We start from the raw sequence: 20,593 nt of genomic DNA, 5'->3' as shown, positions 1-20,593 counted from the left end.
ACGCGGCTCTGACCTGCGCATGCGGGCGCATGACGGCGTGCGTGCGCGCCCTTGCGCAGCAGGGAGGGAGGTGCGGGGAGATCGGCGGTGCTGGGGCTGTCAGCTCGCCGGACAGATGGCGCTGGACATGCGGCCGAGGTCGACGTGCCGCCGACTCACCAAGGCAATTCCAGTTCCAGGCATGACGGAAGCGTGTCACGCGGATCTCTGGCCAGTCCACCTTCGTCCGTAATATGGACGGAACTATTCTGAATGGCGAGACGGAGTGTTGTGGGTCACGCTCCGCTCACGCGAACGACGGTGCGGGGGTCACGCTCCGGGCCACGGGCCGGGCGTCGCCGCCTCCGGCTCCAGTTCCACCTCGGTGTCGAACAGCACGAACCCGCGGCGCTGGTAGTTGGCCATGGCGAACTCGCCGTCCTTGCTGCACGTGTGCACCCACACCCGCTTCGTCGGCGTCCGCCCCGGCCACCGCTCGGCCAGGTCCCAGGCGCGGGCCGTGCCGTAGGAGAGCAGGTGACCGCCGACGCGGCGGCCGCGGAAGGCGGGGATCAGCCCGAAGTACACGATCTCGACCACACCCTCGTCCTGCGCCTCCAGCTCGACGTATCCGGCGGGGGTGCCGCGGTCGTAGGCCACCCAGGTCTCGACACCCGGACGGTCCAGGTACTCCTGCCACCGTGCGTAGGTCCACCCGAGCCGGTCCGTCCAGCGGATGTCGCCGCCGACCGAGGCGTACAGGAAGCGGCTGAACTCGGGGGAGGGAACCTCGGCGCGGACGATCCGGACGTCGCCCTCGGGGGCGGCGGCCGGCAGGAGGTCGGCCGGCGAGTTCTGCTCCAGGGACCAGGTGGTGACGGTGACGCTGCTCATGCCGGTCAGGGAACCATCCCACCGGCCCGCCTGTCGATCTGCCGGGTCACACCGCCGAGGCCGCCCGGGCCCGCCGGCAAGGCCGTCACCTCAGTGAGCGGTCGAGCGAGGTCAGGGGCACCGCGAAGAGCATGCGGTCGGAGAGGGACCACACCTCGCCCGTCTCCTCCCAGTACGACAGGGAGCCCGCCGACTCGGCCCAGCAGTGGTGGGAGGAGTCGAAGCCGCAGCGGGCCGCCTTGGCGTCCTCGCTGTCCTGGCGCCACAGGCCGCCGTGTCCGTCTCCTGTGCCGGACGCCCGTCCCACGTACCAGGACGGGGAGCCCGCCCCGGGCCGGCGGAGGGACAGCGCGCCGCTGATGCCGGTCACCCGCGTCCGGTACGCCTCGATCGCGTCCGCCCGCCCGGCGGCGTCGGTGGCGAGCAGCCCGCCGCGCGCGGGGGAGTCGTCGAACGCGTACCGCCACAGCCGGGTGCGCCGGTCGCCGCCGGGGGCGGTCCGTTCGGCGGCGACGAGGCTGTCGGGCGCCGTGCCGCGGTCCAGGGAGAGGGTGGCCGGACAGGGCGGCCCGGAGGCGGTGCAGCGGCCCTCCGCGAAGCGGTAGGAGCCGACGGCGGGCATCACGTACCGATAGCCGTCGGCGGACCAGCCGCCGTGCACCCGGCCGATCGCGGGGGTGTCGGCCGTGGTGCGCTGGATGCGGTCGAGGTCGTAGACGTAGAGCGCGTCGGAGCTGCCGGTCCGGGTGGTGACCAGCAGCTTGTCCTGGTACCAGACCATGCCGGACAGGGTGGAGGACAGGCCGCGGTAGTCCCGGCCGCCGTTCACGGGCACCACCAGCAGTACCCAGCGGTAGACGGGCCGAGCGGGGTCGTCGGCGTCGACGAAGGCGACCCGGGCCAGGCCCCGGCCGGCCGCGGGCCCGCCGGCGGCGGTGCGGGTCCAGCCGGTGAGGATCACCCGGTGGGCGCCCCAGACGCCGTCGTCGTCGGCGTCCCCGGAGGTGGTGACGGAGTGCGGCCGCCAGGCGGTGTCCGCGGCGTCGGCCCGGTCCCAGCAGTAGGCGCGGCCGGCGGACGGGGCGACGGGCAGGGTCGCCCGGTCGTCCGGTGCGCAGTCGGCGGCCCGGCGCAGGGTGCGGTCGGCGCTGTCCAGGACGGCGTTCACCCCGACCGGACGGCCCATGGACGCGGCGAGCCTGCGCAGGTCCCGGGCGGGGACCAGGTGCTCCTGGAGCCCGAGCCGGGCGGTGTCCCGGGCGGAGGTCAGCGGCTTGAGCGCGCCGGGGCTCTCGGCGACCTCGGCCTGCGAGGTGCTGATCAGCGTGGCGGCCGCGGTGAGCGCGAGCGCGGTTCCGGTGAGGACCGCGCGCAGGGCGGTGCCCCGTCTGCGCCTGCGGTGTCTGCCGCGATGCTTCATGTCTCCTCCCGACGGGCCAACTGCGCCTGGCGATCCGTACGTTGACCGAGGAGCAGGTGGGGAGGCCCACAGGGATGCTACGGCAGTAAGGGGCGGCGCAGGGCCAAGACCCCCAAATATGCGAAAGGCACCCGCACGAACCGGGCGGTCACCCCTGCGCCACGGGAGTCCGGACGCCGCCGTCAGCCCGCGTCCGCCGCCGCCCGCCGCCGCGCTGCCACGGCCGGCGCCGCCGACTGGGGCAGCAGGTCACGGGGGTTGGCCGGCAGCAGCACCTCGACCTCGGTGTCCTCGCGGAACCGGTACGGCCGGTGCTGCAGCAGATCCCCGAGGTAGCGCCGGACCCTGGACATCTCGGCCCGCACCGTGACCGTTCTGGACGGATCGCCGAACAGGTCCTCCGCCAGGGCCGCCGCGCCCCGCCCGCCGCGGTGTTCGGCGAGCAGGTACAGCAACTCGGCGTGGCGCGGACTGACTTCCCGGGACCAGGAGCCGGCCGCCCCGCACACGGTGACCGAGGTGCGGCCCGCGCGGGTCAGGTCCAGCCGGACCCGGCTCGCGGCGCCCGGCGGCGGCTCGTCCGCCACCCGCAGCAGCCAGCCCCCGGCCAGCGGCTCCACCGCGCAGTGGCCCAGCGGCGGCAGCCACCGGCGCCCCGGCGACAGCGACTTGGGCAGACCGAGCCGCCGCACGTACGGCATCCCGGTCACGGCCGCCGTCCAGCCGTGCCGGTCGACCACCAGCGCCGGGCCGTCCAGCCGGGCCAGCACCGGCGCGCCCACCGCGCGCAGCCGCTCCAGCGAGTCCTGGTGCAGTTCCCGCAGCCGGGCCTCGGCGAGCTTGGCCACGGAGTCCACCCAGGAGAGGGTCGCCGGATGCATGGTGCGCAGCGGGCCGCTGACGTCCACCACCCCGATGAGCCTGCCGTCCCTGGGATCGGCGATCGGGGCGCCCGTGCAGGTCCAGGAGGCGTGCGAGCGGACGAAGTGCTCGGCGGCGAACACCTGCACCGGCCGCCGCACCACCGCGGGGGTGCCCACGCCGTTGGTGCCGACGACGTCCTCCCGCCAGTCCGCGCCGAGTTCGAAGCCGAGGCCGTCGGCCTTGCGCAGCACCTGCGGCGACCCCTCCCGCCACAGCACGCGCCCCTCGGGGTCGGCGACGACCATGATGTGCTGGGAGACGTCCGCGACCGAAAGCAGTCCCTCGCGCAGCACCGGCAGCACGTGCCGCAGCGGTGACTCCTCACGTCTGCGCCGCACTTCGTCGGCGGACAGCAGACCGGACCTGAAGTCGTGGTCGGGGTCGACCCCGCTGCGCAGCATCCGTCCCCAGGACTGCTCGATCACCGGCCGGGGCGCGATCCGCGCACGCTGTCCGGCGAGTGTCGCCTCACGTACCTCGCTCAGCACCCGCGCCGCCTGCGCCGCGTCCACGGCGGCCAGACGCGCCAGGTTCATCGGCGGGTTCACCACTGGTGATCCTCCCGGAAGGGCCTCGAACACACCTGTCAAGCCGTACCGGGCGGCGGTTTCCGGTCGGCTTCGGTGCCCATACTGCCGCCGGGCGCATGCCGGAGGCACAGACTCCGCGCACAGTCATCAATAAGTTGCAACCCTCTGCAACCCTGGTGAACCGCACCAGGAGACCCGAGACTTGTCCACGGCGCCGCCCACGGGTGGCGTTCTGGCCTTTCAACGGGCCCATTCAGCGGGGGTGGTGCCGTGTCGGCGCAGCACCACCCCCGTCGTGTGTGCCCGCGCAGGCTCCGGACGGCCGGTCCGGATCAGGACACCGGCCGCGCCCGCTCGACCACCGGTGCCAGGTCCAGGCCCGCCGGCAGCGTGCCGAACGAACCGCCCCGGTCGCCGCCGAGCCGCGAGGCGCAGAACGCGTCGGCGACCTCCGGCGGCGCGAACCGCACCAGCAGCGACCCCTGGAGCACCAGCGCGAGCCGCTCCACCAGCCGCCGGGCCCGGCTCTCGACGCCCTCCAGGTCGGCCAGTTCGGTGAACAGGTCCTTGACCGCACGGTCCAGCCGGTGGTCGGCGCCGTGCGCCCGGCCGATCTCGGTGAGGCAGGCGTCCAGCGCGCCCGGCTCGCGCCGCAGCGCCCGCAGCACGTCCAGCGCCTGCACGTTCCCCGCGCCCTCCCAGACGGAGTTCAGCGGCGACTCCCGCACCAGACGGGGCAGGCCCGACTCCTCGACGTACCCGTTGCCGCCCAGGCACTCGGCGGCCTCCACCGCCAGCGGGGCGCAGCGCTTGGTGATCCAGTACTTGGCGGCCGGCACCGCGAGCCGCAGGAAGGCGCGCTCCCGCTCGCTCCCGTCGTCGTAGGCGGCGGCGCACCGGAGCGCCAGCGCGGTCGCGGCCTCGGACTCCAGCGCGAGGTCGGCCAGCACGTTGCGCATGAGCGGCTTGTCGGCCAGCCTGCCGCCGAAGGCCTCCCGGTGCTCGCAGTGGTGCACCGCCTGCGCCACCGCCTGCCGCATCAGCCCGGCCGAGCCGAGCGCGCAGTCCAGCCGGGTCGCGGCGACCATGTCGATGATCGTGCGGACGCCGCGCCCCTCCTCGCCGACCACGCGCGCCCAGGTGCCGTCGAACTCGACCTCGGCGGAGGCGTTGGAGCGGTTGCCCAGCTTGTCCTTCAGCCGCTGGATCAGGAACACGTTGCGGGCGCCGTCGGCGAGGACGCGCGGCACGAGGAAGCAGGTGAGTCCGCCGGGAGCCTGCGCGAGCACGAGGAAGCCGTCCGACATGGGCGCCGAGCAGAACCACTTGTGCCCGGTCAGCTCGTACGTCCCGGCCTCGGCGAGCGGCCGGGCCCGCGTGGTGTTGGCCCGTACGTCGCTGCCGCCCTGCTTCTCGGTCATGCCCATGCCGAACAGGGCGCCGGCCTTCCCGGCGGCGGGCCTGAGTCCGCGGTCGTAGATGGTGGACGCCAGCCGCGGCTCCCACTCCGCGGCCAGCTCCGGATCGGCGCGCAGCGCGGGCACGGCCGCGTGGGTCATCGACAGCGGGCAGCAGTTGCCCGCCTCGACCTGGGTCCACACCAGGAACCCGGCCGCCCGGCGCACATGCCCCGCCGGCCGGGTCCAGGCGCCGGTGAGGCCCGCCGAGACACCCTTGCCGAGCAGGCGGTGCCAGGCCGGGTGGAAGTCGACCTCGTCGATGCGGTGGCCGTAGCGGTCGTGCGTGCGCAGCCGCGGCGGAGACTCGTTCGCCTGCGCCCCCCACTCCTGTACCTGCTCCGAGCCCGCGGCCCGGCCCAGCGCGGACAGTTCCGCCCGCACCTCGTCCAGCGACTCGGCGGCGGTGTGCCGCTCGACGGCCTCCACGAGGGCCCGGTCGGCGCCGAAGACGTCGTATCCCACCAGCGCGGGCGGCTGGTTCGTCACGGTGTGCGTCGGGTTGCCTGCCATGACTGCGAACCTACCCGCGATCGCGCCGATGCTGCCCCCGGGGCGCCGCGGCGCGTGCCGGTACCGGCAGGCCACCCCGGAAGGTGAGGACGGTGCGGTACGGCGGATACCGTTAGGTCGTGCAGCCAGGAAGTGAAACCCCCGAGCGGCCCGCCGGCCGCCTCCACCGGGCCAGAGCCCTCTACCGGAACGTATCCAAGCGCAGGACGGCCTGGCTGCTTCTCAAGGACACCGTCAACTCGTGCATGGAGTACCGGATCCTGGGCCTGGCGGCCGAGGCGGCGTTCTTCACCCTGCTGTCGGTGCCACCGCTGCTGCTGAGCCTCATCGGCCTGCTCGGCTACGTCGACGCCTGGACGGGCGCCGACACCATCCAGAGCCTGGAGAACAACATCCTCGAGGCCTCCCGAACCGTCCTGTCCGACAAGGGCGTCAAGGAGATCGCCGAGCCGATCCTGCACGACGTGATGGCGGGCGGCAGGCCCGACGTCATCTCCATCGGCTTCCTCTTCGCCCTGTGGTCCGGCTCGCGCGCGGTGAACGTCTTCATCGACACCATCACCGTCATGTACGGCCTCGACGGCGTACGGGGCATCGTCAAGACCCGGCTGATGTCGTTCCTGCTGTTCATCGTGGCCCTGCTGATCGGCTCGGTCGCGCTGCCGCTGATGGTGGCCGGGCCGGACGCCGTCGTACGGATCGTGCCCTGGTCGGAGACGCTGGTGCAGGTCCTGTACTGGCCGGTCGTCCTGGTCCTCTCGGTCGTCTTCCTGACGACGCTGTACCACGTCTCCGTGCCCGTGCGCTCCCCGTGGATCGAGGACGTGCCCGGCGCCCTGGTAGCCCTCGCCATGTGGGTCCTGGGCAGCCTGCTGCTGCGCATCTACCTCACCCACACCATCGAGGGCGCCACCATCTACGGCTCCCTGGCCGCGTCCGTCGCCGTGCTGCTGTGGATCGGTGTGTCGGCCTTCGCCGTGCTCGTCGGCGCGGCGGTGAACGCCGCCATCGACCGGGTCTGGCCCGCCGCCGCCACGGCCGCCGCCCGTGAGGCGAACGAGCGGGTGCGCGAGGCGCAGGTCGCCGAGTACGTCGCCTGGGCCGCCGGAGCCCGCGAGAGCGACCCGGACGACCCGGACATGCCCTCCGAGTTCCCCGAGCGCTGGTCCCGCTTCCTCCCGCCGGAGGACGTGACGGCCCGCCTGCGCACCCACGCCAGGAACCCCCACCACCACACGCACAAGGCCGACGGGGCGGCCGGCGGGACCGGGGCGGCCGGACCCAACGGCGCGAACGGCAAGCACGGCGACACCCCTCCGCACGGGGTGTGACCGCAGCGCGGGCGCCCGTTCCGCCGCCCGTGGCGCCCCCGGCGGCGTAGCCTGGCGCCCGTGTACGAGGAACGGCCGTCCCGGCTCACCGGCGCCGTGGTGTGGCGCCGCACCCCCGAGGACTCCGCCGCCCGGCCGGTGCTGCCCGACGGCTGCATGGACCTGCTGTTCAGCGAGGGCCGGCTGCTCGTCGCCGGCCCCGACACCCGCGCCCACGTCCCCGGGGGCCCGCCGCGCGCCTGGGCGGGCCTGCGCTTCTTCCCCGGCACCGCGCCCGCCCTGCTCGGCGTGCCGGCCGCCGAACTGCGCGACACCCGGGCCGAACTGGCCGACCTCTGGCCCGCCGCCCGGGTCCGGCGGCTGCGCGACCGCGTCGCCGCGGCGCCGGACGCCGCGACCGCCCTGGAGGACGCCGCCCTTGGCTGGGCCGCCCAGTCCGAGGGGCCCGACCCGCTGCTGCGCCGGCTGGTGGAGTGCCTGGACGCGGGCCGCCCGGTGGCGGCCACGGCCGCCGGACTCGGCATCGGCGAACGCGCGCTGCACCGCCGCTGCCTGACCGCGTTCGGCTACGGCCCCAAGACCCTGGCCCGCGTCCTGCGCCTCCAGCGCGCCCTGGCCCTGGCCCACTCCGGGGTGCCCTACGCCGAGACGGCGGCCCGCGCCGGGTACTCCGACCAGCCGCACCTCGCCCGCGACGTACGGCAACTGGCGGGCCGGACGCTCGGCGAGCTACTCGGCGGCTAGGGCCTGTCTGACAATTCGCGTCGTCGCCCGAAGGGCGGCCGCGCGGCGTCAGGTGCGTGCTCTCGGCGGGCCGGCTCCAGGGCCCCGTACTGGACGTACTCGGGTCTGGGGCCGGTGCGGCGAGAGTGCGTGCATGGCGTCGCGCGGCAGGCGGGAACTGTCAGACAGGCCCTAGCGGGGCGAACAGGTCGACGGCGTTGCCGTCCGGGTCGTGCACCGTGGCGTACCGCTGGCCCCAGAACGCGTCCCACGGCTTCAGCTCGCCGTGGTGGCCGGCGCCCACCAGATCCCCGTACACCGCGTCGACCTCGGCCGGCGAGCCGCACCGGAAGGCGAGCGCGACCCGCCCGCCCGCGGCGGGCGGGCGCCAGGCCGGGTGGAAGGACCGGACGGTCTCCTCGGTGTCCAGCGCGAGCACCAGCCCGCCCGGCAGTTCGGCCTCGACATGCGGTTGCTTCTCGGCCCCCTCCGGGAAGACCAGTCCGAGACGGCGGTAGAAGGCGAGCGAGGCGGCCAGGTCGGAGGCCACCACGCCGATCACGGCGAATCGTGGAGTCATGGGCCCACGGTAGGCAGGGATCCGGGGCCCGGTCTTGAAGGAATCGGACACGGCGGCTGTCCGGCGACGAGGGGGACCAGAAGACGATGCGGGCAGCGGAGCTCCGGCGTGCGGTGGCCGCGGCCAAGGACACGGCCTCCTCGCTCGCCCTGCCGGCCGACGAGGCGGTCGTTCTGCACGACTCGAACAAGCTCACTCTGCGCCTGCTGCCCTGTGACGTCCTGGCCCGGGTCGCGCCCGCGGCGCATCAGGTCGCCCGGTTCGAGGTCGAGCTGGCTCTGCGGCTCGCCGAGGCCGGATGCCCGGTGGCCGCTCTCGAGCCGCGTGTGGAGCCGCGTGTCCATGAGCGTGACGGCTTCGTCGTCACGCTGTGGACCTACCACGACCCGTTCCGGACGGTCTCACCAGCCGACTACGCCTACGCCCTGAAGCGGCTGCACGCCGGCATGCGCACGCTCGACGTACCGGCGCCGCACTGCACGGACCGGGTCGAGCAGGCCCGACGGCTCGTGGCGGACCGCGACCGCACCCCGGCGCTCGCCGAAGCGGACCGGGAGCTGCTCGGTGACACGCTGCGGAGCCTGCGGCGAGCGATCGCCGGCCGTGGCGGCGCCGAGCAGTTGCTGCACGGCGAGCCGCACCCGGGCAACGTGCTCTCCACGAGGACCGGGCCGCTGTTCGTGGACCTCGAGACGTGTTGCCGCGGGCCCGTCGAGTTCGACCTCGCCCACGCTCCCGAGGAGGCCGGCGGGCACTACCCCGGTGTCGACCAGGACCTGCTGCGCGCCTGCCGGACCCTGGTGCTCGCGATGATCACGGCCTGGCGCTGGGACCGGGACGACCGATTCCCGGACGGACGCCGGCTCGGCACCGAGGGGCTCGGCCGGATCCGGGCGGCACGCGAGTGCAACGTGACGTTTCTGCGGTGAACCCGTTCGGCCATCGAGGTGAGCGGAGCCCGCGCGTGCGGAGGACCGGCCGCCCGCCCGGGGGAGGCTTTCGGCTCGGTGAAGGGCCGCGCCCGGCCGGGCGGCGGCCGCGGTGCTCACGGCATCGGTGCTCGGGGCCGGCGCCGTGAGCACGGCGGCCGCCCGCCCCGGCGCCCGCGTCCGGAGACCCTGATCACCGACTCGTACCTAATGACGCGGACATGACCGATATTGACCCTGTTCACCGCGCGGGGCGTCCAGCAGCATCCAGGGGTGGCGGTGCGGGGGTCCGAGCCATGGGGTCGCCCGGACCGCGGCCGCCAGGGGGACCGATGGGGTGCCCCGGCACTCGACCGAGGGGGAAACACCGATGAGCATCGGAAAGACCGTCTGCGCGTCGTTATTCGCGGCGGCGCTGCTCGGCGGCGTCCTCGCCGCCGCGCCCGCCGCCCAGGCCCAGACCAGCGGTGAGACGGGGGCGCAGTCCTGCTACGGCAGCGCCAAGTCGTACTCCAAGCCCGCCGGGAACCGCTGGTACCCCCAGGGCGGCCCGTACCTGACGTCCACCAGCAACTGCGCCGACATCAACATCAAGCCCGGCACCAGCACCAGCGTCGCGGTGTGCTGGCTGCCCAGCTCCGGCGGCTCGTACTGCCAGAGCACGTTCAAGAACGCCCCGGCGGGCCAGTGGACCGTCGTCGCGACGGACGTCAAGGACGGCACGCACTTCTACTTCGACTTCGGCTCGACCGCGGCGAGCTCCGGAGTCTGGGCGGCCTGACCACGCGCCGGCCCGGCACCACCACGTGTCCCCCGTACAGCCCAGCACGGACTCCGTGCACCGGAATACATCCGCCGGATGTGGTGCTCTGAAGTGAGCGGTGCTTGATCGGTGCCCGGGCGTGCCGTGCGGCGGGGGCCGGGCGTGGTGAAGGGCTGGTGGGTGATGACGGCAGAGCAGCCGACGGGCCCCGTGGTCGTGACACCCCACGGGGCCGTACGCGGCCGTTACGAGCGCGGTGGAGCGGTGTTCCGGGGAATCCCGTACGCCGCTCCGCCCTTCGGGCCCCGCCGGTTCCGGCCGCCCGAGCCGCCCGAGCCGTGGGACGGCGTGCGGGACGCCGGCGCCTTCGGGCCGACGGCGCCCAAGCCGCCGTACTCCGAGGCCTTCGCCCGCTACCTCTCCGACCCCGTCGTCGCCGGCGACGACTGCCTCAACCTGAACGTGTGGACCCCCGAGCCGGGCCGCGGCGCCCGTCTTCCGGTACTGGTGTGGCTGCACGGCGGCGCCCTGACCAGGGGATCCTCCGCTGTGCCGGTCTACGGCGGTCACGCGTTCGCGCGGGACGGGGTCGTGCTCGTCTCGGTCAACTACCGGCTCGGGATCGAGGGCTACGGACTGTTCCCGGACGCGCCGCCCAACCCGGGCCTGCGCGACCAGCTCGCCGCTCTGCGCTGGGTGCACGACAGCATCGCCGCCTTCGGCGGCGACCCGGACAACGTCACCCTGTGCGGGCAGTCGGCCGGTGCGATCAGCGTCGGCGCCCTGATCGCGGCGCCCCCGGCCCAGGGTCTGTTCCGGCGGGCGGTGCTGCAGAGCGGCGCACCGGAGTTCTCCGAGCGCGACCGGGTGCGGCGCGTGGTGCGCCGGATGGCCGGCCGGCTGAAGGTGCCGGCCACCGCTGAGGCCTTCGCCGCCGTCGACCGCGCACTGCTGCTGCGCACCCAGGCCGAGGTGGGGAAGCTGAGCAGTCCCGTGCTGGGCGGGCCCGCCTTCGGCATCGTCGTGGACGGGGACCTCGTGCCCCGGGACCCCCTCCAGGCCCTGATCGACGGCGAGGCAGCCCGGGGCGCCGACCTGCTCATGGGCTGGACCCGGGACGAGTACCGGCTGTGGCTGGTGCCCGGCGGCCTGGTCGAGCGCGTCGACCGGCTCGGCACGGTCGCCCTGGCCGGGGCCATGGCCCGCTGCCACGCCGGCCACGACGTGCCGCGCGGCTACCGTGCCGCCCGCCCCGGCGCCGGCACCGCCGAGGTCGTCGGCCAGATGGTCACCGACCACCTGCTCCGGCTGCCGCTGCACCGGCTCGCCGACGCCCGCCCGGGCCGCTCGTACCTGTACGAGTTCGCGTGGCCGTCCCTGGTCCCCGGGCTCGGCGCCTGCCATGCGCTCGAACTCGGGTTCGTGTTCGACACCGGCGACGTGCCGGAGTCGGTCAAGCTGGCCGGGGCGGGCGCGCCGCAGGAGCTGGGCGACGCGATGCACTCGGCCTGGGTGCGGTTCGCCACGACCGGCGACCCGGGCTGGCAGGCCTGGGACGCCTCGCACCCGGTGCGGATCTTCGACGTCGGCGAGCCGCGTGTCGCCTACGGCCCGCGCGACGCCGAACTGGGCCTGTGGCCGGCCGCCGCCACCGTCCCGCAACCGGCGTCCGCCTCCGGCGTCAGGGCGCCGGGAGCCGCACGGGCCTCCGCGGTCCGGCGCCTGCGCCGCTCGGTCGCCGCCCGCCGCCGCTGACACCGCGCCCGGCGCGGGTACCGGTTCGGTCGCAGGTGGGCCCGGCAACGGAGGCCGGAGATCCGGGAGACGGGTCACGCGGGCGCGATCGCGGCGATCCCCGCCGGCGCCGTGCTGCCGTTGCCTGGCCGGTATGCCGCCGGTGCCCGGTCCGTGCCGTCGCCGCTCCGTTTGCCGCCGGCTCCGTGCCGGGGCGTTCCGCGGGTGCCGACCCTGTGCCGTCGTCGCCCCGCGCGGGCGAGCACCGGTACCTGCCTGCTCACAGCGCTCGGGCGATCGCGGCGATCCCCGGCGGCGCCGTGCTGGCGCTGCCTGGCCGGTATGCCGCCGGTGCCCGGTCCGTGCCGTCGCCGCTCCGTTTGCCGCCGGCTCCGTGCCGGGGCGTTCCGCGGGTGCCGACCCTGTGCCGTCGTCGCCCCGCGCGGGCGAGCACCGGTACCTGCCTGCTCACAGCGCTCGGGCGATCGCGGCGATCCCCGCCGGCCCCACCCGGCAGCAGCCGCCGATCAGCCGTGCGCCCGCGTTCCGCCACTCCTCGACCTGCCCGGCGTCGAAGCGGGAGCGGCCGGCCCAGGCGCGGGCCCGCGGGTCCCAGGCCTCCCCGCTGTTGGGGTAGACGACGACCGGCTTGCCGGTGACCCGGGCCGCGACCCCGATCGCGTACGGCACGTCCTCCGGCGCGCAGCAGTTCACGCCGACCGCGATGATCTCGTCGGCGCCGGCGGCGTGCGCGAACGCCTCCTCAAGCGGCTGCCCGGCGCGCGTACGCCGGCCCTCGACGGTGTACGACAGCCAGGCGGGCACCCCCAGCCCCCGGACCGCGCGCACCAGCGCCGCCCCCTCCTCGGCGTCCGGAACCGTCTCCAGAGCCAGCGCGTCCGGCGCCGCGGCGGCCAGGACCTCCAGCCGCGGCCGGTGGAACCGCTCCAGCTCGCCGGTGCTCAGCCCGTAGCGTCCCCGGTACTCGGAGCCGTCCGCGAGCATCGCCCCGTACGGTCCGGCCGAGGCCGCCACCCACAGCGGGCGGCCGGCCCCGCCCGCCGCGGCCCGCCGGGCCGCCTCCCGGGCCAGTTCCACGCTGAGCACCAGCAGCCGCGCCGCTCTCGCCCGGCCGATCCCGCGCCTGGCGAAGCCCTCGAAGCCGGCCTGGTAGCTGGCGGTGATGGCCACGCTCGCACCGGCCTCGAAGTAGGCGAGGTGCGCCTCGGTGATCGCCTCCGGCCGCTCGGCGAGCAGCCGTGCCGACCACAGCTCGTCGCCCAGGTCGTAACCGGCCGCTTCGAGCTGGTTGGACAGCCCGCCGTCGAGCACGACCGTTCCGGCGGCGAGGGCTTCGGCGAGGCCGGGCTGCGTGCTGCTGGTCATGTTCTGACGCTAGTCCACGTACGACGGTGACCGCCGCCCGCGCCCCGAAGCACTAGAACCGCTTCCAGCGGCCCTCCGAGACCACTTCGACGGCGCCGTCGGCCACCTTGACGGCGGTCTGCTCGTCGATCGCGTACGCCGGACCCGCGATCCCGGCCGCCCACCGCTCCGCCGCGGCCATGCTGTTCTCCGGGCAGTCCGGATGATCCAGGTGCGGGAAGATCGAGAAGTCGACCACGCCCAGCGCAGCGTCGCCGCCGCCGGGCGGCGTCCAGCCCACGAACTCCTCGCCGACGCGGGGGGTCATCACCATGCTGCCGGCGCTGAGCCCCACGTAGACCGTGTCGGGCAGCGACGGCAGCAGCGCGGCCAGCCCTGACTCCCGCATCCAGTGGCACAGGTACAGCGCGTCACCGCCGTTGACCAGCAGGACGTCGGCCTCCCGGACCCAGGAGACCCAGCGGGCCCTGTCGATGCCGGGCAGCGCGGTGAGTTCCAGCAACCCGACCGACTTCCAGCCCAGCCCGGTCATGGGGCCGGGGGCGCGTCCGCTGACGAACCGCCACGGCCCGGCCGGATCGGCGTAGGGGCCCCCGTATCCCGCGGTGGGGATGCACAGGGCGCTGGACTCGGCGATCGGCTTGTCCAGAAGGCCGACCAGCGCGTCCCGGATGCTCGCGTTCCTGATGCCGGAGTCGGTGAGCAGAAGCTTCATCATGTCCTTCCCGAGGAACCGTGAGCCGATCCCAGGTGGGGGACCGTCATCGACGAGTCCGCCCGTTCACGGACCGGGACCGGCGGTTCCGGTCCGAGCCCGGCCCAACTCGGTTGCCGCGCCGGGTGACCGTGCAGAAGACTCCACCACATGACTTCCAGGATCCGCCATGTGACGATCGCCTGCGCCGACGCCTACGCCCTCGGCGGCTTCTGGTCGAAGGTGCTGGGCCGGCCGCTGCACGAGGACGACCACCCCGGCGACCCGGAGGCGCTGATCGAGGGCGCGGGGCTGCTGTTCGTCACCGTGCCGGAGCGCAAGACCGTCCGGAACCGGCTGCATCTCGACCTCCAGCCGCAGGACCGCACCCGCGACGAGGAGGTCGAGCGGGTCATCGCCCTCGGCGCCACCCTGGTCGACGACCGGCGCAGGCCCGACGGCACCGGCTGGGCGGTCCTCGCCGACCCCGAGGGCAACGAGTTCTGCGTGGAGCGCAGCGCCGCCGAACGTGGCTAGCGAATCCGGCCGGCGTCAGCGGACTCGACCGCTCTTCGGCCCGACCTCCTTGATCCCGGCCGGAGTTCCGTCCGGGGTGAACGAGTGGTGGAAGGTGAAGGCGTGCGGCGCGGCGCCGTGGGCGTGGAGGTGTTCCAGCCGGGCAACCCCGTCCTGCCAGGTGGGTGTCACGCCGTCGGGGACCCACCAGAACACGTAGTTCGGACGCCCGGTCCTCTCGAACCAGTCGTAACGCCTGTTCAGCGCTTCACGGTGCAGACCGGTGTAGATGGCGTCGAAGGCGGGGCGCAGGCCGGTCCACAGCGAGAGGGTCGCGGCCAGGGCGGTGGTCTCCACCGTGCGGCCCTTGTCGTACCAGGCGGGTACGGCGAACTGTCCCCATGCGCCCCAGTCCGCCTCGAAGAGTTCGCCCCGGTCGCCGTCCGCCGTCTCGGCGTGCGCCAGGTATCCCGGCTGCCGACTCAGCTTCCGGTAGACGGCCGCGCCGATCTCGTAGAACTCGCTCGTGAGGGGTGCGGGATCGGCGAGAGGTGACTTCAGGACGCCGAACGTGTACAGCGCGAGATGGGGCATGCGTCTCTCCCTGGTCGGGTGTGCCGTGGGTGATCGCCGAGGACCAGGTGAAGGTAGCCGCCTGCGCGGGCCATGTCGAAGTTGCGCTTTTGCTGTCAACGTGGCTTTCCGCAAGGGTCGTTGGGGGCGCGGCTGCACTCAGTGAGCGTCCCTCGCCTCCCGGGGCCAGTGGCTGAGGGCGATGTGCAGGGCCTCCACCGTCTTGTCCCAGGAGGCCTCGACGTCGCGCGGGGCGCCGAAGCCGCCGGTGGACTCCAGGGCGCAGTAGCCGTGGAAGGTGCTCCGCAGCAGGCGCACGGCGTCGGTCAGGTCCGGCTCGGACAGGCCGTAGGCGCGGAGCATGCCGTAGGTGATCTCGGCGGTGCGGCGCAGGGCGGGGGAGTCGGCGACCAGGCTCTGGTCGACGCGGATCTGGGTGGCCGCGTAACGGCCCGGGTGCTCCAGGGCGTACGACCGGTAGGCGCCCGCGAAGGCGGCCAGCGCGTCCCGGCCCGCCCGGCCGGCGACGGCCGCCGCGATCCGGTCGATCAGCTCGCCGCCCGCGTGCAGCGCGAGCCGGGTGCGCAGGTCGTTCAGGTTGCGGACGTGCGAGTAGAGGCTGGCGTCCTTCACCCCGAAGCGCCGGGCCAGCGCGGACAGGGAGACCTTCTCGAAGCCCGCCTCGTCGGCGAGTTCGGCGGCGGCCGCGACGATCCGGTCGACGGTGAGTCCCGCGCGGGCCATGGGCCACCTCCTTGGATGCCGAGCCGGCGTCCAAGGATATCCAGGCTGTGGCCGCCGGCCCGCGCGGTGCGCTCACCGTGACCCGCGCGGGACCAGGCATTTCGTCAGGCGGGAGCCTCCGAGAGGACGAACGAGAACCGGGAGGGCTCGGCCCGCAGGAAGTACCGCGGCAGCGGGCCCGGGCCGCAGGACTGGGAGCCGAGGCCGTGCAGGCCGTGATCCAGGTTGACCCACACCATGTCACCGGGCGTGAGGTCGCTCAGGTGGGCGGCCGCGTCCAGGTGCTCGGTGGTCCAGCGCCGGGCGGTGAGGGAGAACTCCGGGTCGCCCTCGATGCGCAGGCCGCCGAGTTCCGCCCAGCGGACCCCGGCCCGGGCGCCGTTCTCCTGGGGACGGACGTACGGCGTCTGCAGCTCGTCCACGGTCGACTGCCAGCGGCCGACCGCCGACGCCGTCGCGCTGTCCGGATACGCCTCGCCCGGCCCGCCGCCGTACCACCGGACGCGGTCGGCAGCGGCCAGCCCGAAGCGGATGCCGAGCCGGGGCAGCGGCACCGGCCAGTCGCCGTCCGGGGTCACGGACACGGTCAGAGCGAGCCGCGTGCCGTCCGACGTCCAGCGGTACACGGCCGACAGCCCGAACTCCCGGGCCGCCGGCGCCGTCCGGGTGCGCACGGTCAGCGCGTCCTCGTCCACCTCCACGGCGTCCAGCCGGTGCCGCATGCGGTGCAGACCGAGCTCGCGCCAGAGCAGGCCGTAGCGGGCGTCGCTCTGCCAGGCGGCGCCGTCGTCGTTGTCGGTGGTCGCCCGCCACACGTCCAGGCGCAGCCCGGTGACCGCCACCCGGCCGATCGACCGCAGGGCGCCGCTGCGGGCGTCGAAGGAGGCCGGGCCGAGGGTGATCACACCGTCGCCGGGCGCCGGGCCGCTGGTCGCCGGGACCGTCGGCGCCGGGTGCGGCGAGACCGCGAACTGGCCCCAGGCGACCACGTGTTCCCTCGGCGCCCAGACCGTGTCGGCGGCGAGCAGCGCCCGTACGGTCCAGTGGGCCTCGCCCGCCGGCGCCGCGGCCGGCGGCTCGGGCAGCTTCACCTCGGCCAACTCGCCCGGCGTCAGCGGAGGCACCGGCAGGGCGCCGGACGCCACCGTCTCGCCGTCCACCTGGTAGGCCCAGGTGAAGGCCAGCGCCGAGAGGTCGGCGAAGTCGTACTTGTTGGTGACGCGGACGCTGCCGCCGGTGCCGTCGCCCTCGATCGCGACCGGCTCGATCACCTTCTTGTACTCGACGAGGCCGGGGGAGGGCCGCCGGTCCGGGAAGAGCAGCCCGTCGCAGACGAAGTTGCCGTCGTGCAGCTCCTCGCCGAAGTCGCCGCCGTAGGCGTAGCCGAAGCGCTCGTCCTCGACGCCGTGGTCGATCCACTCCCAGACGAAGCCGCCCTGCAGCCGGCCGTGCGCCTCGAACAGCCGCTGGTACTCGGCGAGCCCGCCGGGGCCGTTGCCCATGGCGTGCCCGTACTCGCAGAGGATGAACGGCAGTCGGCGGCGCCGTCGGGTGCCGCCGTCCAGGCCGCGGCCGACCCGCTCCACGTCGCTGTGGGAGAGGTACATCCGCGAGTACACGTCCGTGTCCCGGCAGTCGTGGTCGCCCTCGTAGTGCAGCAGCCTCGAGGGATCGCGGTCGCGGATCCACCCGGCCATCGCGGTCAGGCCCCGGCCGGTGCCGGCCTCGTTGCCCAGCGACCAGACGACGACGGCGGGGTGGTTCTTGTCCCGCTCGACCATGCGGGCCGCGCGGTCCAGCAGGGCCGGGGTCCATCGGTCGTCGTCGACGGGGTTGTCCCGCCAGCCCTGCTCGGTGAAGCCGTGGGTCTCCAGGTCGCACTCGTCGACGACCCACAGGCCCAGCTCGTCGCACAGGTCGAGGAAGGCCGGGTGCGGCGGGTAGTGGGAGGTGCGGACGGCGTTGACGTTGTGCCGCTTCATCAGCAGCACGTCCTCCCGCATCGTCGCGAGGTCCAGCGCGCGGCCCCGCCGCGGATGCCACTCGTGCCGGTTGACCCCCTTGAACAGCACGGCCCTGCCGTTGACCTTGATCAGCCCGTCCGACAGCTCCACCGTACGGAAGCCGACGCGCAGCGGCACCCGCTCGCCCCCGGTGTCCAGCACCCCGTCGTACAGCCTCGGGACCTCCGCCGACCACGGCTCGACCGGCACCGTCACCGGCTCCCCGGTGGCGACGTCGATGCCGAGGTCCGGCACGGTCACCCGGCCGTCCACCTCGGAGTCGACGCGCAGGGTGCCGGTGCCGGCGACATGGTCGTACGAGGCGTGCACGAAGAAGTCCAGCGCGCTGCCCGCCGGGCGGTGCAGCAGCGTGACGTCCCGGAAGACGCCCGGCAGCCACCACTGGTCCTGGTCCTCCAGGTACGAGCCCGCGGACCACTGGTGGACCCGTACCGCCAGCACGTTGCCCGCCGGCCTCAGCAGAGGGCCGACCGCGAACTCGTGCGGCAGCCGCGAACCCTTGAAGTGGCCCAGTTCGGCGCCGTTCAGCCAGACGCGGGCGCAGGACTCCACCCCGTCGAAACGGAGCACCGCCCCGCCGTCCTCGCCGTCGGGCCAGTCCTCGGGCAGATCGAAGACGCGCAGGTGGTCACCGGTCGGGTTCTCGGTCGGGACCCGGGGCGGGTCGACCGGGAACGGGTAGAGGACGTTGGTGTAGGCGGGGGAGCCGTGCCCCTGGAGGACCCAGTGGCCGGGGACCCGCAGCTCCGCCCAGCCGGACGCGTCGTATCCCTCGCGCGCGAAGGAGTCGTCCTCGGCGTCGGCCGTGTCCGACAGCCGGAAGCGCCAGCTTCCGTTCAGGGAGAGCGACTTGGCGTCCGAGGCGGCGTACCAGGCCCGGGGCGCGAGCGTCCCGGAGCCCGGCGAGACGTCCTCGACGTACTCGGTGGTGGAGGTGCGACCGGACATCGGTTTCTCCTAGCTCAGCCGTTGCGTGTGGTGCGTCCTCTCACGGCGGCCGTGCGCCGTCCGGCGGACCGCAGCGTCCCCTCCAGCGCGAACGTGGCCGCGCCCAGGGACACCGGGTCGGCCGGGATGGGGGAGAGGACGATCTCGGTGGCCGCCAGCGGCCGCCGCAGCGCCCGCCGGGCGACGGCCGCGCGGACCTCGTCGAGCAGCGGCGCGCCCAGCCGGGCCGCCACCCAGCTGCTGAGCACGACCACTTCGGGGTTGAGCAGGTTGATCAGATCGGATATGCCGGCGCCCAGATAGCGGGCGGTGTCGCGGACCGCCTCGAGCGCCACCGGGTCGCCCGCGGCGGCCGCCGCGCCCAGGGCGTCGACGGTCGCCGTCTGGTCCCCGGGGTGCAACAGCGGTGAGTGCGGGCTCAGTTCGCGCAGGTTCCGCATGATGCCGGGCGCCCCGACGTAGGTCTCCACGCAGCCGTGGCCGCCGCAGTGGCACGGTCTGCCGTCCAGCACGAGGGTGGTGTGCCCCCACTCGCCCGCGCTGTTGCTGGCTCCCCGGTGCAGCCCGCCGCCGAGCGCGAGACCCGCGCCGACGCCCGTGCCGAGGTTCACCACCACGACGTCCCCGCGCCCCCGCGCGGCCCCGAACCACAGCTCGGCCGCGGTGCAGGCGCGCAGCGGGTTGTCCAGGTACAGCGGGTGGGAAATGCGCTCGGCGAGCAGACCGAGCAGCGGCACGTCGTGCCAGTCCCAGTTGGCCGCGTACTCGACGACACCGCCGTCCCGGTCGATCTGGCCCGGCATGCTCACGCCGACGCCGAGCACCCTGTCCGACCCCGCCCCGGCCCGGGCCACCACCGAGCCGACGGCTGCGGCGACCCGGCCGGCCACCCGCTCGGGGCCCCGCTCGCCGGCGTCCAACTCCTCCTCGGTGCGGGCCAGTACGTTCAGGGCCAGGTCGAACAGCTCGACGTGGACGTACGTCTCCGCGATGTCCACCCCGACCAGTGCGCCGCCGGACGCGTCGACGGCGACCAGGCCCCGGGGCCGCCCGCCCGCCGAGTCCTCGAAGCCGACCTCGGTGATCATGCGCAGATCCAGCAGCTCGCCGACCAGGGTGGCGACCGTGGCCAGGCTGAGGCCGGTGGCGGCGGCCAGCTCCTGCCGCGAGGTGGGGGAGCCGGCGATGATCCGGCGCAGCACCTCGTAGCGGTTCGCGGTGCGGATGTCACGTGACGTGCGCTTCACGGACCTGCCCCTCCCATCCCGTCGGCCGGGGGCGGGACCGGCACCGGCGCGCCGACAGGCTATGGGCCGGCGACCCTTTCTACAAGGGGTTGGGAAAGGGGGTGGAGGAAGCCGGTTCGGCCCACGAGGAAGCGGCCGGCTAGCCGTCGATGTCGAGCGCCGTGCCGTACAGCCGGTGCGCCTTCAGCCGGACGACCACCCGGCGCTCGGCGACCGACTGCTCCAGGAACGCCTGCTCGTCCTCGGGCCTCGCGGCCTCCGGGATCATGCCGAGCAGTTCCCGCCCCACCGCGTCACCGGGCACCATCGTGGCCTCCGAGACCTCGGCCTCGCCCTCGGCGACCGCGAACGACCACACGTCGTCGCCCCGCACATGCAGCGCCGCACGCGGGTCGCGCCGCAGGTGCCCGACCTTGGCCCGGTCGGCCGTCGAGGAGAACCGCGCCGTGCGGGCCTCGGCGTCCCAGCTGTACAGCATGGTGGTCAGATGGGGGTGGCCACTGCGCTTGACGGTGGCGAGCGTGCCGAACCGCTGCTCGCCCAGCAGGCGGGAGACGGCGTCCTCGGACAGGGGGCGGGGCGCTGGTCCTTGAGTCATGACACGGTCAACGCACTTGCCCGCACGGCGAATTCCGCACCCGGCGCCGGAAGTCCGGCTTCTGTCGCGGCGCGGCGCCGGGCTCC

At 74.4% G+C, this 20,593-nt stretch carries 19 protein-coding genes; 6 read left to right on the top strand and 13 right to left on the bottom strand.

Annotated features, from left to right (window positions below; translation table 11 throughout):
- Positions 1 to 99: 99 nt before the first annotated feature.
- The 5 genes from ACFYU0_RS18920 to ACFYU0_RS18900 all read right to left on the bottom strand — a co-directional run bounded on the left by ACFYU0_RS18920 (position 100) and on the right by ACFYU0_RS18900 (position 5,717).
- Positions 100 to 183 (bottom strand): putative leader peptide, encoded by an 84-nt coding sequence (locus ACFYU0_RS18920; RefSeq protein WP_310739661.1) that lies wholly within the window; start codon positions 181 to 183, stop codon positions 100 to 102.
- A 126-nt stretch (positions 184 to 309) separates the two neighbouring features.
- Positions 310 to 873, bottom strand: coding sequence for a GNAT family N-acetyltransferase (locus ACFYU0_RS18915; RefSeq protein WP_351665700.1), 564 nt, complete (start codon positions 871 to 873; stop codon positions 310 to 312).
- A gap of 85 nt (positions 874 to 958) precedes the next feature.
- Positions 959 to 2,293, bottom strand: a complete 1,335-nt coding sequence (locus ACFYU0_RS18910) for a hypothetical protein (protein WP_389302499.1) — start codon at positions 2,291 to 2,293, stop codon at positions 959 to 961.
- A gap of 182 nt (positions 2,294 to 2,475) precedes the next feature.
- Positions 2,476 to 3,753, bottom strand: a complete 1,278-nt coding sequence (locus tag ACFYU0_RS18905; protein ID WP_389302497.1) for a GAF domain-containing protein — start codon at positions 3,751 to 3,753, stop codon at positions 2,476 to 2,478.
- A gap of 326 nt (positions 3,754 to 4,079) precedes the next feature.
- Complete coding sequence (locus ACFYU0_RS18900) at positions 4,080 to 5,717, bottom strand: acyl-CoA dehydrogenase family protein (RefSeq protein WP_389302493.1); 1,638 nt, start codon at positions 5,715 to 5,717, stop codon at positions 4,080 to 4,082.
- A gap of 119 nt (positions 5,718 to 5,836) precedes the next feature.
- Here ACFYU0_RS18900 and ACFYU0_RS18895 point away from each other — a divergent pair, with 119 nt between their 5' ends.
- Complete coding sequence (locus tag ACFYU0_RS18895) at positions 5,837 to 7,048, top strand: YihY/virulence factor BrkB family protein (RefSeq protein WP_389302490.1); 1,212 nt, start codon at positions 5,837 to 5,839, stop codon at positions 7,046 to 7,048.
- A gap of 60 nt (positions 7,049 to 7,108) precedes the next feature.
- A complete protein-coding gene (locus ACFYU0_RS18890) occupies positions 7,109 to 7,792 on the top strand; it encodes a helix-turn-helix domain-containing protein (protein WP_389302487.1) in 684 nt (227 codons plus the stop codon).
- Positions 7,793 to 7,952: 160 nt separating this feature from the next.
- Here the strand turns inward: ACFYU0_RS18890 and ACFYU0_RS18885 are convergent, their stop codons facing one another.
- Entirely contained in the window at positions 7,953 to 8,351 is a 399-nt protein-coding gene (locus ACFYU0_RS18885; RefSeq protein ID WP_389302484.1) for a VOC family protein, read from the bottom strand.
- Between the two features lie 86 nt (positions 8,352 to 8,437).
- Here ACFYU0_RS18885 and ACFYU0_RS18880 point away from each other — a divergent pair, with 86 nt between their 5' ends.
- The 3 genes from ACFYU0_RS18880 (at position 8,438) to ACFYU0_RS18870 (ending at position 11,798) form a co-directional block, all read left to right on the top strand.
- Positions 8,438 to 9,280, top strand: a complete 843-nt coding sequence (locus ACFYU0_RS18880) for a phosphotransferase enzyme family protein (RefSeq protein ID WP_389302483.1) — start codon at positions 8,438 to 8,440, stop codon at positions 9,278 to 9,280.
- 370 nt (positions 9,281 to 9,650) lie between these two features.
- Entirely contained in the window at positions 9,651 to 10,061 is a 411-nt protein-coding gene (locus tag ACFYU0_RS18875) for a hypothetical protein (protein WP_389302480.1), read from the top strand.
- A gap of 165 nt (positions 10,062 to 10,226) precedes the next feature.
- Positions 10,227 to 11,798: a carboxylesterase/lipase family protein gene (locus tag ACFYU0_RS18870; protein ID WP_389302477.1), complete on the top strand. Its 1,572-nt coding sequence runs from the start codon at positions 10,227 to 10,229 to the stop codon at positions 11,796 to 11,798.
- A gap of 447 nt (positions 11,799 to 12,245) precedes the next feature.
- Here the strand turns inward: ACFYU0_RS18870 and mmuM are convergent, their stop codons facing one another.
- Together mmuM and ACFYU0_RS18860 are read right to left on the bottom strand one after the other, a co-directional pair.
- A complete protein-coding gene (mmuM, locus tag ACFYU0_RS18865; protein ID WP_389302474.1) occupies positions 12,246 to 13,163 on the bottom strand; it encodes a homocysteine S-methyltransferase in 918 nt (305 codons plus the stop codon).
- A 52-nt stretch (positions 13,164 to 13,215) separates the two neighbouring features.
- Positions 13,216 to 13,878: a Type 1 glutamine amidotransferase-like domain-containing protein gene (locus tag ACFYU0_RS18860; RefSeq protein WP_389302804.1), complete on the bottom strand. Its 663-nt coding sequence runs from the start codon at positions 13,876 to 13,878 to the stop codon at positions 13,216 to 13,218.
- 150 nt (positions 13,879 to 14,028) lie between these two features.
- On the opposite strand from ACFYU0_RS18860, the gene ACFYU0_RS18855 reads away from it, so the two are divergent.
- The gene (locus ACFYU0_RS18855; RefSeq protein ID WP_351665677.1) at positions 14,029 to 14,394 is read left to right on the top strand and encodes a VOC family protein; all 366 of its coding nucleotides are present in this window, start codon (positions 14,029 to 14,031) and stop codon (positions 14,392 to 14,394) included.
- 15 nt (positions 14,395 to 14,409) lie between these two features.
- On the opposite strand, the gene ACFYU0_RS18850 is transcribed toward ACFYU0_RS18855, so the two are convergent.
- From ACFYU0_RS18850 to ACFYU0_RS18830, 5 genes are all read right to left on the bottom strand, one after another.
- The gene (locus ACFYU0_RS18850) at positions 14,410 to 14,967 is read right to left on the bottom strand and encodes a DUF3291 domain-containing protein (RefSeq protein ID WP_389302471.1); all 558 of its coding nucleotides are present in this window, start codon (positions 14,965 to 14,967) and stop codon (positions 14,410 to 14,412) included.
- A gap of 138 nt (positions 14,968 to 15,105) precedes the next feature.
- A complete protein-coding gene (locus ACFYU0_RS18845) occupies positions 15,106 to 15,690 on the bottom strand; it encodes a TetR-like C-terminal domain-containing protein (protein ID WP_351665673.1) in 585 nt (194 codons plus the stop codon).
- A gap of 104 nt (positions 15,691 to 15,794) precedes the next feature.
- A complete protein-coding gene (locus tag ACFYU0_RS18840) occupies positions 15,795 to 18,662 on the bottom strand; it encodes a glycoside hydrolase family 2 TIM barrel-domain containing protein (protein ID WP_389302468.1) in 2,868 nt (955 codons plus the stop codon).
- 14 nt (positions 18,663 to 18,676) lie between these two features.
- Entirely contained in the window at positions 18,677 to 19,909 is a 1,233-nt protein-coding gene (locus ACFYU0_RS18835; protein WP_389302466.1) for an ROK family protein, read from the bottom strand.
- Positions 19,910 to 20,048: 139 nt separating this feature from the next.
- The gene (locus ACFYU0_RS18830) at positions 20,049 to 20,507 is read right to left on the bottom strand and encodes a TIGR03618 family F420-dependent PPOX class oxidoreductase (RefSeq protein ID WP_389302463.1); all 459 of its coding nucleotides are present in this window, start codon (positions 20,505 to 20,507) and stop codon (positions 20,049 to 20,051) included.
- Positions 20,508 to 20,593: the final 86 nt, after the last annotated feature.

Origin of the sequence: Streptomyces sp. NPDC003720 (assembly GCF_042875075.1) — a bacterium.
Lineage (GTDB): Bacteria > Actinomycetota > Actinomycetes > Streptomycetales > Streptomycetaceae > Streptomyces.
Note: the sequence above shows the minus strand (reverse complement) of the source record. Positions and strands in the feature narration are given on the sequence as shown.